13 protein-coding genes are annotated in these 14479 nt (G+C 59.4%); 9 read left to right on the top strand and 4 right to left on the bottom strand.

The window, feature by feature from the left end; genetic code table 11:
• Positions 1-322: 322 nt before the first annotated feature.
• The 3 genes from E5W70_RS01335 to E5W70_RS01325 all read right to left on the bottom strand — a co-directional run bounded on the left by E5W70_RS01335 (position 323) and on the right by E5W70_RS01325 (position 3334).
• Positions 323-979 (bottom strand): Crp/Fnr family transcriptional regulator, encoded by a 657-nt coding sequence (locus tag E5W70_RS01335; RefSeq protein WP_292653665.1) that lies wholly within the window; start codon positions 977-979, stop codon positions 323-325.
• 329 nt (positions 980-1308) lie between these two features.
• Positions 1309-2385 carry a hybrid-cluster NAD(P)-dependent oxidoreductase gene (locus E5W70_RS01330; protein WP_292653664.1) on the bottom strand — a complete coding sequence of 359 codons (1077 nt, stop codon included), beginning with the start codon at positions 2383-2385 and terminating at the stop codon, positions 1309-1311.
• Positions 2386-2476: 91 nt separating this feature from the next.
• Positions 2477-3334 carry a LysR family transcriptional regulator gene (locus E5W70_RS01325; RefSeq protein WP_292653663.1) on the bottom strand — a complete coding sequence of 286 codons (858 nt, stop codon included), beginning with the start codon at positions 3332-3334 and terminating at the stop codon, positions 2477-2479.
• A 134-nt stretch (positions 3335-3468) separates the two neighbouring features.
• Here E5W70_RS01325 and E5W70_RS01320 point away from each other — a divergent pair, with 134 nt between their 5' ends.
• From E5W70_RS01320 to E5W70_RS01285, 8 genes are all read left to right on the top strand, one after another.
• Positions 3469-4551: an amidohydrolase family protein gene (locus E5W70_RS01320; protein ID WP_352694505.1), complete on the top strand. Its 1083-nt coding sequence runs from the start codon at positions 3469-3471 to the stop codon at positions 4549-4551.
• Between the two features lie 11 nt (positions 4552-4562).
• Positions 4563-4916, top strand: coding sequence for a Rieske (2Fe-2S) protein (locus E5W70_RS01315; RefSeq protein ID WP_292653661.1), 354 nt, complete (start codon positions 4563-4565; stop codon positions 4914-4916).
• 113 nt (positions 4917-5029) lie between these two features.
• Positions 5030-6637, top strand: a complete 1608-nt coding sequence (locus E5W70_RS01310) for an ABC transporter substrate-binding protein (protein ID WP_292653660.1) — start codon at positions 5030-5032, stop codon at positions 6635-6637.
• A 100-nt stretch (positions 6638-6737) separates the two neighbouring features.
• Complete coding sequence (locus E5W70_RS01305; protein ID WP_292653659.1) at positions 6738-7784, top strand: ABC transporter permease; 1047 nt, start codon at positions 6738-6740, stop codon at positions 7782-7784.
• Entirely contained in the window at positions 7781-8665 is an 885-nt protein-coding gene (locus tag E5W70_RS01300; RefSeq protein ID WP_292653658.1) for an ABC transporter permease, read from the top strand. The genes E5W70_RS01305 and E5W70_RS01300 overlap by 4 nt, the downstream gene beginning before the upstream one ends.
• Entirely contained in the window at positions 8655-10286 is a 1632-nt protein-coding gene (locus tag E5W70_RS01295; RefSeq protein WP_292653657.1) for an ABC transporter ATP-binding protein, read from the top strand. The genes E5W70_RS01300 and E5W70_RS01295 overlap by 11 nt, the downstream gene beginning before the upstream one ends.
• Positions 10287-10684: 398 nt before the next feature.
• A complete protein-coding gene (gene dacB, locus E5W70_RS01290; RefSeq protein WP_292653656.1) occupies positions 10685-12286 on the top strand; it encodes a D-alanyl-D-alanine carboxypeptidase/D-alanyl-D-alanine-endopeptidase in 1602 nt (533 codons plus the stop codon).
• A 59-nt stretch (positions 12287-12345) separates the two neighbouring features.
• Positions 12346-12825, top strand: a complete 480-nt coding sequence (locus tag E5W70_RS01285; protein WP_292653655.1) for an IclR family transcriptional regulator C-terminal domain-containing protein — start codon at positions 12346-12348, stop codon at positions 12823-12825.
• Here E5W70_RS01285 and E5W70_RS01280 read toward each other — a convergent pair.
• The gene (locus E5W70_RS01280; RefSeq protein WP_292653654.1) at positions 12713-13513 is read right to left on the bottom strand and encodes an IclR family transcriptional regulator; all 801 of its coding nucleotides are present in this window, start codon (positions 13511-13513) and stop codon (positions 12713-12715) included. The two genes, E5W70_RS01285 and E5W70_RS01280, sit on opposite strands and share 113 nt — an antisense overlap.
• A gap of 241 nt (positions 13514-13754) precedes the next feature.
• Here E5W70_RS01280 and E5W70_RS01275 point away from each other — a divergent pair.
• Positions 13755-14479, top strand: a 725-nt coding sequence (locus E5W70_RS01275; protein ID WP_292653653.1) for a substrate-binding domain-containing protein, incomplete at its 3' end; no start/stop codon positions are given.

The raw sequence follows: 14479 nt of genomic DNA, 5'->3' as shown, positions 1-14479 counted from the left end.
CTCCGGCGATTCAGGTAGCCGTTGACATGGTCTGGGCACAGCAGCACGCCGTCTCGGCGCGCCGTGTTACCGTCGGGCAATGATGATCTCGCTGTGACGCACTTTGCTCAGCACGAACGGGGTTGCGTTCCGCTCGGCCCAACCTTCGACTGCCTCGAGCCGGATGCGGCTGTCCTCGAGATACGAAGCCCCGCCAAATTGTCCCGCGCACCCGCCAAGGACCAGCCCCCCGAAAATGTCTTCTGGACCTGCTCCGGCGACGGCGAACGATCGTTTTTCAGGGGATTGATGGTCCATGCGCTGCCTTGAAGAGAGATAGCCACTACCTGAGATACTCGCCATCGAATCCGGCCATTTCGACCAGCTTCTTGCGGTTGATCACTTCTACATGGCCTGACTTGAAAGAGACGAGATCGGCCTTGCGGAGCTCCCTTAACGTTCGGTTGACGTGAACCGCGGTAATTCCGAGGATGTCGGCTAGTTCATGCTGGGCAAGGGGACACGCATATCTTCCATGGGCCGACAGCCCAACCATGGAGAGCCTCTCCTCCAACTCGAGCAGGAAATGGGCGGTGCGCCTCATCGCGTTCCGCCGCCCGGTATCCATGAGATGTTCGGCAAGGATGGCGTTCAGGCGCCCTAGGGAGCGGGCGATCTTCTTTCCCATTCGGCCTTCCGACAGGATGGCCGCGTCCAGTTCCTTACTGGAAATTTCATAAACAGCGAGTTCGGTTATGGACGCCAGCGACGCAAGGCGGGGTCCGTTCAAGCCACGGAAACCGACGACATCCCCCTTGAGGGGAGTGTCTATGATCTGCCGCTCTCCGTCCGGCAGTGCGTGATAAAGTATGGCCCAGCCCGATTTTACAATGAATATCTCACTGTTGTCGTCCTCCTGGCGGCATATCACCGAATGGGGTTTATAGATTTTTGCGGTAACACCGAGAAAATTGTTGTTCCCCCACTCATTCTTCGACAACGTCCCCCCTATGGGATGAGAGCACATGAACTGCAATAGTGTCTGCATGGAGGATCGCAAGTTTGCTTCCGTTTCCGCAAGACTGACAATAGTATCTCCCGGATAGAATCGACAGAACGACCCCTTACCCTAAGGGCGGGTTGGCCTACTGTCCTCGTGTGTTTGAATGAGGTGACTGCCTCTAACTTAGAGTGTTCGGGGGCGGTCAAGTCTCCGGGTAAGGCCGGACAACATGCTCCGAAATGCCAATCACTTGCGGCGCAGCAGTGCGGCTTGCTTGTGCAACGCAAAGGCTGATCCGATTTGTCCCGCGATGCGATATGTGACAGTTACAGATCAAGCAAAACGTCGCCTTGCGGGCGGCTGCAGCACGCCAGGACGTAGCCTGCCGATTTGTCTTCCGATGTCAGCCCGCCCAGGTCCTCCATGAGGACTTCGCCGGACAGCTTGGCGATCCGGCACGTACCGCAAACTCCCTGCTGGCAAGCGGTGGGGACGTAGACGCCACATTGGCGCGCCGCTTCGAGCAGGGTCTCTCCGGTCGCGCAGTCATGCGCAGTGCCGGAACGCGCGAAGCGGACCGAAGACGAAATCTTTGAATCCGATAGCGAACGCGAGCTGTTGCCGCCTCCGAAGCTCTCCTCATGATACTGTGAAGGGGCGAGGCCGATTGCGTCGAGGCAGCCGCGCGCCGCCTTCATGTAGGGTTCCGGCCCACAGGCAAAAACCGTGCGGCTGTGAAGATCGGGAACCAAGGTCAGGAGCATCTCACTATTAATTCGCCCGGTTGGACCCGTCCAGGCCGGGTCCTCCTGACTGCAAATGCAAGTCACATGAACATTGGGAAAGCGAGCGGCAAGTGCGTCCAGTTCTAACCGAAAGATGATGTCGTCCGGCGTTCTAGCACTGTGAATGAAGCGGATATCCTGGTCGGCTGCGCGGTCGGTAAGTGCGCGCAGCATAGACATGACGGGCGTTATCCCGCTGCCACCCGAAAGGAAAAGGGACTTGCCATGCGGCAGATCGTCGAGATTGAACGAGCCGAGCGGCCCTTCGATCTCGATCCCATCGCCCGGCTTCAAATTGTTATGGAGCCAATTCGAAACGAGCCCGCCCGGCGTCCGTTTCACGGTAATCTGCAGGTCGAGTGGTCGCGTCGGCGGTGACGAAACAGAGTAGGAGCGCGTCACCGCGGCACCTTCGATCCTCAGGTGCACAACAACATACTGGCCAGCGCTGAAGCAGAACATCCGATCTGAAGCGGGTGTGAGAACGAATGTTTTCACATCATGCGTTTCGTCGATCACGCGCCGGCAGAGCACAAGCTGCGGGGTGGTCTGTGCCCACTGCCGGTGACGCTTGGTTGGGGCGAAGCCGGGGGCTCCTAAGGCCGCGTGTGCATTCATCATTCAACTCGGGTTTGAAGTCGAGCCAAGATGCCATTTCAAAACCCGCTGAACAGCCGCGCAATCCTACCTTTATGATCGGCAATTTCGATTAAACTTCCAGTGACATTACAGCGACCTGGAGAGCTCGGATGCCTTTGCGAATGATGGGTTCGTGTTTGCGGCGCGCGAGTATCGCGGTGTGGACTGGCTGGTGCAGCGTAGGCGCTCCCTCGACGAGGAACGATGGAAGCTCGGCAGTGAACCTGCGCGCATCGTCGCTGCGCATGTAGCAGGTGCCGCCCGTTCGCCGCAGCATGATCTCGGCCAGAGTTTCCGATCCCGTCGAAAGCCGGCAGATCGCCAGCTCGGCCAGCAGCTCTGCGTGCGTCTTTTCCAGCACGGCTGTGTAGCCCGGGCGAATATAAGTTTCAGGGTCGACGTCGGACAGCGTTCTGGCAGCCGTCGAAACCATCACATATTCTTCGACCATCAGATGTTCGTAGGCGATCTCAGGCAGGTAGCGAGGCGCATAAAGCACGGCGATATCCAGATTTCCCATGCTTAGGTCGCTGACCATCTGGTTCGAATAGTCCGACTCGACATGGATCGAGGACTTTGGAAGGGCCTGGCATAGTGTCTCGACCCATCCGGGCAGGACCGAGCGGGTCATGCCCACCTGTGCGGCGATGCGCAAGGTGCCCTCGAAACGGTTGAACGCTCGCACGTCGTGTCGAGCTTGCGACCAGGTCGACAGCAGGGATCTGGCATAGGCTTCGAACCGCCGCCCCGCGGCTGTCGGCTCAGCACCGGCACGCCCGCGCTGGAAGAGCTCGGACCCGATCGCGCTCTCCAGATTCTTGATGCGGGTGCTGATCGTCGACTGCGTCAGTCCCAACCGGTCGGCGGTACGGTTGAAGTTTCGCGACTCGATGATGTCGAGAAATGTTTCGATGTGATCTAGCTGCACGTGACCTCCGATCGAAAAAGTCGATCATATTGCGCAGGATCATAAGCTTGATCAAACAATACTCAAGGCGGAAGCTGCACTCGGTGAAATCGGCCGGCAGCATCGACCAGGCTGAAGCTACGGAGCTGAGCAACGTGTTCATAGTCGACTGCGATTGTCACAATTACTGGTCAAGCGCGACCGTATTGGAGCCTTACCTTTCCGGCCTATGGAAGGACATGTTCGTTGAAGGCGAGAAGACAGGTCCCGTTGGCGCCTTCCCGCATGGCCATCGTCCCTGGTTTCATCCGCAGGACTTCTCCCGCAAGGACGTCCGTCCGAAAACGGAAGCCGACAACTATCTCATCATGAAAGAGAAGCACCTCGACAAGTACAAGGTCGATGTGGCGATCCTTACCGGCGATGAGCCGATCGAGGCTTCCACCCTCGCCAATCCCTATTATGCCAGCGCGCTCGTCAGCGCCTATAATGACTACCAGATCGACCAGTGGCTGCCGAAGGACGACCGCTTCATGGGCTCGATCATCATCGCGCCACAGGATCCGAAGCTCGCGGCCGCCGAGATACGCCGCCTGGGCAATCACCCGCGCATGGTTCAGGTTCTTGCCTCGCAAGGCTCCGTCAAGCCCTACGGCGACCCGTTTTACCATCCGATCTATGAAGCTTGCGCCGAAGTGGGGCTGCCCTTTGCCATACATCTGGGCGGCCATGGCGGCGTGAATTCGACTGCAATTGCTCCGGCCCCAACGACGTTCTTCTGGGAGACCCATGCCATCCTGCACATGTCGGCGATTTCGCATGTCGCAAGCATGATTGCGCATGGCGTCTTCGAAAAATGGCCGGACCTCTACTTCGTGGTCATCGAGTGCGGCGTCGCCTGGGTGCCGTCGGTACTGTGGCGCCTGGACGCCGATTACAAAGCCCTACGCAAAGAGACGCCATGGCTGAAGATGCTGCCGTCCGAATATTGCCGGCGCAACATCCGCTTTTCCACGCAGCCGCTGGAGCAGCCCGCAAATATTCAGCATCTCTGGTCCACTCTCGAGGCAATGGACGGCGAAAATACGCTGATGTTTGCCTCTGACTACCCGCATTGGGACTATGACGATGCCAACACGCTGCAAATCCCTCCTGCCTGGAAGAGCAAGATCATGGGGCTGAACGCGCTGGAGGTCTACAAACGCATCCCCCGCGCGCAAGCGGCGAATGCCGCCTGAGGAAGCAGACGATGCCCGAGAAGACATACATCTGCCGCGTCGACGAGATCGAAACCGGATCTCCCTTCATCGCCAAGATCCGCAGCCTTTCGGTCGGGGTTTTTCGCATCGGAGATTCATTCCACGCTCTGCTGAACGTTTGTCCGCACCGTGGCGCTCCGCTTTGCGAGGGGCCGCAATGCGGAACAACTGCACCGGTCGAAGAGGCGCAATTCATCTATCACCGCGAAAACGAGATCGTGCGCTGCGCCTGGCATGGCTGGGAATTCGACATCAAATCAGGCGCGGCCCTGGTCGATCCCTCCGTTCGCGCGCGCACATTTCCAGTCACCGTCGAGGCGGGCAGCATCTATGTGACAGCCTGATCGAGGTGCGGATTTGAGCAGTTAGAAGAAGGGGTGATCGCGGCTAACGAGCAGATTTCTTCACAGGGTGCGTGACGAACAATAACGCGGAAAATCCGCAATGGGAGAGTCAAATGTCAGAATCTGAATACAAGCTTGGTATCGCTCAAAGCCTGATTGGCCGCGGCAAGATTTCTCGTCGCGACTTCATTCATCTTGGGCTGGCCGCTGGGCTGACGGTCACCGCTGCAGACAAGCTCTTCGTCAGCACGGCCCGGGCCGAACCGCTGCAGGGCGGCTTCGCCAAGCTCGGCATGGCACATGGCGCAACGACGGATTCGATCGATCCGGCCGGCTACCCGGACACCTTCACACAGACAGCGTTCTCGGGCTCGATGTCCAACAGCCTCACCGAGGTCGACGCGAAGGGCAACGTCCAACCGGACCTTGCCGAGAGCTTTGAATCGTCCGATGGCGCCAAAACCTGGGTCTTCAAGCTGCGCAAGGGCGCAACCTTCCACAACGGCAAGAATGTGACGGCGGACGACGTCGTGACTTCGCTGCGCTATCATATGGGCGACGAAACCAAATCGGCAGCGAAGCCGCTGCTTGAGCCCGTGGCGAGCATCAAGGCGGATGGCCCCGAATCGGTTGTCTTCACGCTGAAAAGCGGCAACGCCGATTTCCCCTACATCATGAGTGACTACCATCTGGTCATCATGCCGGCCAAGGACGGCAAGGCGGATTGGGGATCGGGCGTTCGCACCGGCGCTTTCGTGCTTGAGAATTTCCAGCCCGGAGTTTCGGCCAAACTCAAGCGCAATCCGAACTACTTCAAGAACGGCAAACCCTATCTCGATGAGGTGGAGTTCATCGCCATCACCGATCTCGCCGCTCGCATGGCCGCGTTATCGACAGGGGAGGTGGACTATATTGGCCGCGCCGACCTCAAGACCCTCGGCATGTTGAAACGCAATCCGAAGGTGGAGATCGTCGAGGTCACCGGCTATGGCCACTATACCTTGCCGATGAATGTCACGGTGGCGCCGTTCGATAATCCGGATGTCCGAATGGCTTTAAAGTGGGCGATCAACCGTCAGGAGATCGTCGACAAGATCTTTCTCGGCCACGCCACTGTGGCCAACGACAACCCGATCGCGCCGGCGATCAAATTCGCCACGAACCCGCAGCCGCAACACAGTTTCGATTCGGAGAAAGCCAAGCATTATCTGAAAAAGGCCGGGATGGAAAAACTGAAGGTGGACCTCTCGGTCGCCGATGCCGCTTTTGCAGGCGCTGTGGACGCGGCTGCGCTCATCCGCGAGACGGCAGCCCAGTGCGGCATCGACGTAAACGTCGTGCGTGAGGCCGAGGACGCCTATTGGGACAATGTCTGGCTCAAGAAACCTTGGTGCGCTTCCTATTGGAGCGGTCGCGCGACGGCGGACTGGATGTTCACGCAAGCCTTCGCCGCGGACTCCAGCTGGAACGAGTCGTTCTGGAAGAATCCCCGCTTCAACGAGTTGCTTGTCCAGGCGCGCGCCGAGACGGACGAGGCCAAGCGGGCGGCAATGTATGCCGAGATGCAGCAACTGACGCATGATGATGGCGGCAGCATCGTGCTGGTCTTCAACAATTTCGTCAGCGCCAAATCCAATAAGCTCGCACATGGCGAAGTGGCGCCGAACTGGGAGAATGATGGATTGAAGATGGCCGAACGCTGGTGGATCGCCACTGCGTGAGAGTGCGGGCCGGACCCGCGATGGCTACTGGGCTTCGGCTTGCAGCCGCGTGCCCTGCCGGGTGTGGCAGGGCAGCGACGGCAACGGGAAACGCGTGCACATGAACCCGGTCGCAAGAACGGTTCTGCAGCGCCTTGGCCTCGGCCTGGTCACGCTGTTCATCGTGTCCATCATTATCTTCTCTGCGATTGCAATGCTGCCGGGCGACTTCGCCAAGGCGATGCTCGGGCAATCCGCGACACCCGAAACGGTCGCCGCCTTCCAGCGAGAAATTGGCATCGACCGTCCGCCTGTCGAGCGTTACTTCGTCTGGGTCGGGCAGATGCTCCACGGGGATTTCGGCTCTTCGTTCGCGAGCCGCACCGGATATCGGCGCACCGTCGCCGAGATCATCGCGCCACGCCTCTACAATACGATGTTCCTCGCATCGATGACCGCGCTGATCGCAGTTCCGCTGGCCCTAGGACTGGGCATCCTCGCTGCGCTCTATCGCAATGGCTGGTTCGACCGGCTGGTGAACGCAGTGACGCTGACAACCATTTCGTTCCCGGAGTTTTTCGTCGCCTATATGCTTGCCTACCTGGTCATCTCGCGCGACACATTCATTGGATCCGAGTTCGCACAATCCCTGCCGCACTGGCTCGCAGTGTCACTGAACTGGATACTCAACGCAGTTCCCAAGTTCCCGACATTGTCGAACGTGAACGACCAGACGCCGTTCTGGGACCACGTCTGGAGAGTAGCCTTGCCGGCGATCACGCTTACGCTCGTCATCGTCGCCCATATGATGCGCATGACACGAGCGGCGATCATCAACATGCTCGCAAGCCCCTATATCGACATGGCGCGTCTCAAGGGAATGTCGCCCATGGCCATCGTACTCAGGCATGCCTTGCCCAACGCATGGGCTCCGATCGTCACGGTGGTGGCCTTCAATCTTGCTTATCTCGTCGTCGGAGTGGTCGTGGTCGAAGTGGTGTTCGTCTATCCCGGCATCGGCCAGCTGATGGTCGACGCCGTCAAATCAAGGGATGTTCCGGTTGTCCAGGCTTGCGCCCTGATTTTCGCGGCGACCTATATCCTCCTCAATCTGACTGCCGACATCATTTCCATCGCCACCAATCCCAGGCTCTTGCATCCACGATGACCAGCTACGAACCCATCGCTCAGATTCACAGGCTGAGGCGCTCGCGCGCCACCCGGGCCAAAACGGCGCTGAAGAAGGCACCCTTCAGTGCCTGGTTCGGCATCCTCGTGATCATCGGCTATGTCATCGTTGCGGTCTTCGCGCACTGGATCGCCCCATACGGCGAAACGCAGGTCTTCAGCGAAGCCTTCGCACCGTGGAGCCAGCAGTTCAAATTGGGAACCGACCAGCTCGGCCGCGATATGCTCACGCGCTTGATTTACGGTGCGCGCAACACCATCGGTATCGCTGTGGCGACCACACTGCTGTCCTTCGCGGTCGGCGTCTCGCTAGGCCTTCTAGCCGCATTGTACAGAGGATGGCTCGACCAGATACTGTCGCGTGCGGTGGACGTGTTGATGTCGATCCCAAGCCTTATCTTCGCCCTGGTGCTGCTTTCGATCTTCGGCTCGTCGATCACCAGCCTGATCATCATCATTGCGCTGCTCGATTCTACCCGTGTCTTTCGGCTCGCACGCGCCGTCGGGCTTAACGTGGCAGTGATGGAATATGTCGAAGTGGCGCGATTGCGCGGCGAAGGCCCGAAATGGATCATCGCCAAGGAAATCCTTCCCAACGTCATGCCGCCGCTGGTCGCGGAGTTCGGCTTGCGATTTTGCTTCGTATTCCTCACGATCGCGGCACTGTCCTTCCTGGGCGTCGGTATTCAGCCACCGACCGCCGATTGGGGATCGATGGTGCGCGAGAATGCGACCCTGATCACCTACGGCGATGTCACGCCGCTGCTGCCGGCCGGCGCGATTGCCCTCCTCACGGTCTCCGTGAATTTCGTCGTCGACTGGTTCCTGCACGCAACAAGCGGATTGCGGGATGAAAAATAGCGCTCCCGGATTGCGCGAAAAAGGCAAGGATCTGCTTCAGATCCGCAATCTGCATGTGGAGGGTTTCTCTGACGAGCGGTGGCATCCCATTGTCCGCGGGGTCGATCTGGCGCTGAAGCGGGGGGAGGTTCTTGGCTTGATCGGCGAGTCAGGCGCCGGCAAATCCACCATTGGCCTTGCTGCAATGGGTTATGCGAAGCCGGGCTGCCGGATTACACAGGGCTCGATCCTGTTCGACGGGATTGATCTTCTGGCACTCAGCGAAACAGGGCGCCGCCGCCTCCGAGGCTCGCGCATCGCCTATGTAGCGCAAAGCGCAGCAGCCTCTTTCAATCCGGCCCACCGCCTCCTCGATCAGACTGTCGAAACTGTGGTGGCGCATGGGATTGCCAGCCGAGAGAAGGCGAACCGGAGTGCGGTCGATCTCTATCGGCGTCTTCAGCTTCCAGATCCGGAGACCATCGGCTTTCGCTATCCTCATCAGGTTTCCGGCGGACAGTTGCAACGGGCGATGACCGCGATGGCGATGGCTTGCCGTCCGGACCTCATCGTCTTCGACGAGCCAACGACGGCGCTCGATGTGACGACGCAGGTCGAAGTTCTCGCCTCCATTCGCAACATCGTGGAGGAATTCAACACCGCTGCAATCTATGTGACGCATGATCTGGCGGTGGTGGCGCAAATGGCGGACCGCATCATGGTCTTGCGCCACGGACTTACCGTGGAGGAGGCAGACACGCGCCAGATGCTCGCCTCGCCCAGCCAGGAATATACCAAGACGCTCTGGGCCGTGCGCAAGCTCGCCAAGCCCGAAGTTCCGGCCGATGACTATCTGCTTACGATAGACAAGGTCACGGCGGCCTACGGCCGGGCGGTTCAGGTGCTCCAGGATGTCTCCATCAAAGTTCCACGTGGAAGAACGGTGGCTGTGGTCGGCGAATCCGGTTCCGGGAAATCGACGCTCGCTCGCGTTGTCACCGGCCTGCTGCCGCCGCTTTCGGGATCGATTTCCTTTGCTGGCCAGGCCCTTTCCAAGACCCTGAAGACGCGCCCAAAAGAGATCCTGCGCCGCATACAGATGATTTATCAAATGCCCGACAACGCCCTAAATCCGCGCCAGACGGTCGAAGAAGTCATAGCTCGTCCGCTTGAATTCTACCTCGGCCTCAAGGGTGCACAGCGGGATCGGCGGATCGGCGAACTCATGCACATGGTCGAGATGAGCGAAACTTACCTGGATCGTCTGCCGGCCGAACTGTCGGGGGGTCAGAAGCAGCGCGTTTGCATCGCCCGGGCGTTGGCTGCCGATCCGGAACTCATCATCTGCGACGAAATCACGTCCGCGCTCGACCAGATTGTGCAAGAGGAAATCCTGAAGCTCTTAATGCGGCTTCAGCGCGAACTCGGCATGAGCTACATTTTCATCACCCATGACATTGCCACTGTGCGGGCGATCGCCGACGAAATTGTGGTCATGCACCAGGGTAAGGTCGTTGAGCAGGGATTAAAAAGCGAAATTCTCACGCCGCCGCATGCCCCTTATACCGAACGGCTTTTATCCTCCGTGCCGGAAATGGATCCGGACTGGCTCACAAGGCTGCTCGCCAGCCGGAGGATGTGATCGTCGGGCAGAGCCTTGCGTGTCTTGCCTTGCTTTTTGCCTAGCCCGCAGAATCGCTCGGAATGGCCAAGGCCACTTTTCTTGGAAAAGGCGAAGAATTCTATACACAAGTCGCCGTCTATCTGAGACTTCCTTCTATCTGAGAGGATCTCTTTCGGCTTAGATGTCTGCGGCTGCTTGAGAACTTCGTGGGCAGCTTTGGGGGCAAACAGTGATTCACCTCGACGACTTTGCTTGGCGAGCAAGGCTGATCGCCTCAGCCCAGGCGCAGGATAAGGATCGCGCCATCAGAGATACGACACCATCATCGAGCGGTTCGAGCCGCCGCCGCGGCCTCCGCGGCCGCTGCGCTCAGATTTCGCCCAACGCGATCTCAAGCTCGTGAAAAGGAATTGCCAATGCTCGTGATCCATTCGACGCCTCTGACGACCCTCGTCGCGCTAGTCACGCTTGGCTTTTTTTGCGGCGCCGGCGCGCGCGCCGATACCCTTCCCCCGGTCGCGGGCGACCCGCCTGAAAGTGTTTCGGCTGTCATCGGAGAGATCCAGTCGAAAGCGGCGTACGCGCACACGAGTTGGGGCATGCGCGTGGTCGATCTCGACACGGGGGCCGTGCTTGTCGACCAGGCGGGAGACCGGGCGCTGACTCCTGGATCGATCATGAAGGTATACAGCACCGCCACCGTGCTGGATATGTATGGTGCCGAGTACCGGTTTCACACTCCGGTCCACAGGACCGGGTCCGTCTCGGACGGTGTGCTTGGCGGTGATCTGATCCTGGTCGCGTCCGGCGACTTCAGTTTCGGTCTACGCGAGCAGCCGGACGGCACCCTCGGCTACAACAATATGCCGGAAATCGACCACAACTATGCTGATACCGGCTTTGCAGGCGGCGCCCTGGTGAAGGGGAGCGACCCCCTCGCGGCGCTGAATGGCCTGGCCAAGGACGTTCGCGGTTCGGGCATCACGGAGATCAAGGGCGACGTCATCATTGATGCGCGTCTCTTCGAAACCTATCGCGACCCGACAGACGGAATCATCTCACCCGTCTGGCTCAACGAAAACGTCATAGACATCATGACGGCGGCGGCCAGCGTTGGTCAGCCGGCCAGGATCGATTGGCGACCCAAGATTGCATCCGTCAAGATAGCGAGCGACGTGATGACCGTTGCCGAGAATCCGAAGCCCATCACGATCGAATTGGCGGGTCCGGGAGAGATACGGGTCACCGGCGAAATAGCCGTCGGAGCTCCACCCGCCTTGAACATATGGCCTGTGACCGACCCGGCTTCGTTTGCCCGGACCGCTTTTATCGAAGCTCTGCAGCGCGCCGGAGTGACAGTTGGTGCAAACGCGCTTGGGCCAAATCCAGCGGACAAACTACCGGACACGGCGGTCTATTCTGCTGAGAACAAAGTGGCGGAACACGTCTCGCCTCCACTCTCAGAGTTCGTCAAAGTGGTTCTCAAGGTTAGCTACAATCGCGGAGCGCATCTGATGCTGTGCCTTGCAGCTGTAAAAGCCGAAAGCCGCGACTGCGTGGTTGGAATCAGCAAGGCGCTTGACCTTCTCGACAAGCTGGGCGTATCGCGGCAGAGCACCTACGTCTTCGACGGTGCCGGATCCGATGACCACGCCAAGACAGCTCCTGCAGACCAGACCACGGTGCTGGCGCGAGTCGTCAAAACACCTTGGGGCCAGGCCATCCGGGATGGGATGGCTGTCCTGGGAGTGGATGGAACGCAGGCTCAGAACGGCCTTGGAAGCCCAGCGGCCGGGCATATCCAGATCAAGGACGGTACACGGGTTACGATTACGCCCGGAGACCATCAGGGAATCATCATCGCCAAGACGCAAGTCGGCTACATCGACACGAAAAGCGGCCGCGAGCTCGCTTTCGCGATCTTCCTTAACACTGCGCCTTTTGGCTCGATCGACGATTTCATCGCCGCCGATCACGACATTGCTGCGATCGCCGCTGCGATCCAGCAAGCTTACTAGGCGTCGGGACCCGGACGCCGCTGAACTGGACTGCGTCTGGCCGGCTGCTCGTCGGCCATTTGCCGGAAGCCGAACGCCGCGCCATTTTCACCCGATGCGCAATCGCCTCTCCGACCGGACGCGCCGAAACAGACGAGAATGTGCTGGCTCGCGCGGCCGCCGCAGCATTGGAGCAGGGCCTGTCGATACAGGCCGGTGAATCTGACTTTTCAGTTGCTTGCATTGCGGCTCCCATCCGTGGCAGCCAAGGAGCCTGCCGTGCGACGATCTCGATCGTCGTCCCGGATGTGAAGTTGAAGCAAAAGAACCCCGACTTGATTACGATGGTCAAGACCAGTGCGCGCCGCATCGAGTCGCGGCTCGGTTGGCGAACTGTCCGGCCACAACTATCAGGCCTTCCGCTGGTCCTTCCCGTACCGATTTGTACTAGCTTCCCGCCAGCGACAACCCGCGGGCGCGCTCGCATAGCTGGACAAGCAATTCACTGCGTCGGGCTTCCGGCGTGTCGACCGGCAACACGAAGCAAAGAGTCTTGTTGATCGCCCCGTTGCCATCGCGGATGGGCGCGGCCATGCACCAGGTGAAGCGGTCGGCCAGAGCAGCCGTCTCACTGAAACCTTGCTGGCGCGCCAGAGCTACATCGCCGAAGAACTCGGCTGGCGCAATGACGCGGCCGTCGGGAAGCTTGTAGTCGCCAGGCGGAATGAAGTCCTGTATTTCCTGCTTGCTCATATGGCCGAGCAGCAGCCTTCCGGACGCCGTCCACGGGATCGGCACCTCGACTCCAACATCGCTTGAGATCCGGAACGGGCCGGGCGAGTCCCGGCAATCAAGGACGACGTATTTGTTCCCGCGCAGGCCACACAGTTGAACGGTTTCGCCCGTCTCCTCGCCTAGTCTGTCCAGGGTTTCGATGATGCGCCGATAGTGGGCATTATGATGTGAGTAGGCCCAGCCGAACAGATGCATCGCCTTTCCGAAATAGACATAGCCTTCCGTCCCGACGTTCTCGAGCATTTCGGCTTCCAGCAGGCTGTTGACGATCTCATAAGTGGTCGAACGCGGCGCGCCGATCATCTTGGCGATATCGCCGACGCGCATCGGCGCGCGCTGCCGCAGAAGCGCTTCAAGCAGCGTGATAACGCGGTCGATCCCGCGGCGCCGTTCGCCATTGCGCGGCTCAGCGCGGACTTCCGTTTCGATCAAACCAGTGACGCCATCGCTCATGTGGGCCGCACCCCGCGCAAAATCATTTCGGCCCTCGTCTCAAGACGCTTGAAAGATGTCAAGGCTCAGTCTAGCATCCGATCTGTCCGATATACAGGCCTATTGTCTGGAATATCGGACAATAACGAGCCAGGCGCAGAAATTCCTGACGAGAAAAAGCGCGGTTTCCGAAATGCGGCAACCGACGGGTTTTCTCGTCTCGACCTCGCACGTCCAGGCATAACCTCAGAAGGGAACAATCATGACCAAATCATCGTTTTTCGCATCCGCCAGCGCCCTTTGCCTCGGTCTTCTCCTCAGCGTTGGCGCCGGTTCGCAGGCCAACGCCGCCGCTAAATGCATCAAGGGCGACCGCAAGGCGCCGTATACGATCGGCTGGGCCAACATCTATTCAGTGCCGACCTGGATGAAGCAGACACAGGGCACGATCGAAGCCGAAGTCGAGACTTTGAAGAAGCAAGGCTTGGTCGACAAGCTCGTCGTGACCGACGCCCAAGGCGATGCCAATGTCCAGATTCAGCAGATCCAATCGATGATCGATTCCGATGTCGATGCCATCATCCTGATCGCTGGCTCGTCGACTGCGCCGGCGCGCGTGCTGGCGGACGCCTGCACCAAGGGCATCGCGATCATCAATTTCGACAGCCTCGTCGACACCGACCAGGTGACCGCCAAGGTCAACACCGATTCCTCACAGTGGGGCGATCAGGCGGCCAAGTTCCTGATCGACGCCATCGGCGGCAAGGGCAAAATTTTGATCCTCAATGGCCCAGCCGGCGTTTCGGTCAGTGACGACCGGCGCAAAGGCGCCGATGCCGAGCTTAAGGCTCATCCCGATGTGAAGGTGCTTGCCGAAACGAACACGCCCTACAATGTCGCGCCCGCCCAGGAAGCCGTCACCAGCCTGCTTTTCGCCAATCCCGAAATCGACGGCATCCTGTCGCTCGGCGGCGCTCTGTCGGCGGG

Origin of the sequence: Mesorhizobium sp. (assembly GCF_005063415.1) — a bacterium.
GTDB lineage: Bacteria > Pseudomonadota > Alphaproteobacteria > Rhizobiales > Rhizobiaceae > Mesorhizobium.
Note: the sequence above shows the minus strand (reverse complement) of the source record. Positions and strands in the feature narration are given on the sequence as shown.

Bases quoted from the DNA above. Each gene is read 5' to 3' on its own strand.
- E5W70_RS01330 (WP_292653664.1), bottom strand. From the start codon at position 2,385: ATGAATGCACACGCGGCCTTAGGAGCCCCCGGCTTCGCCCCAACCAAG.
- E5W70_RS01315 (WP_292653661.1), top strand. From the start codon at position 4,563: ATGCCCGAGAAGACATACATCTGCCGCGTCGACGAGATCGAAACCGGA.
- E5W70_RS01310 (WP_292653660.1), top strand. From the start codon at position 5,030: ATGTCAGAATCTGAATACAAGCTTGGTATCGCTCAAAGCCTGATTGGC.
- E5W70_RS01305 (WP_292653659.1), top strand. From the start codon at position 6,738: ATGAACCCGGTCGCAAGAACGGTTCTGCAGCGCCTTGGCCTCGGCCTG.
- E5W70_RS01300 (WP_292653658.1), top strand. From the start codon at position 7,781: ATGACCAGCTACGAACCCATCGCTCAGATTCACAGGCTGAGGCGCTCG.
- E5W70_RS01295 (WP_292653657.1), top strand. From the start codon at position 8,655: ATGAAAAATAGCGCTCCCGGATTGCGCGAAAAAGGCAAGGATCTGCTT.
- dacB (WP_292653656.1), top strand. From the start codon at position 10,685: ATGCTCGTGATCCATTCGACGCCTCTGACGACCCTCGTCGCGCTAGTC.
- E5W70_RS01280 (WP_292653654.1), bottom strand. From the start codon at position 13,513: ATGAGCGATGGCGTCACTGGTTTGATCGAAACGGAAGTCCGCGCTGAG.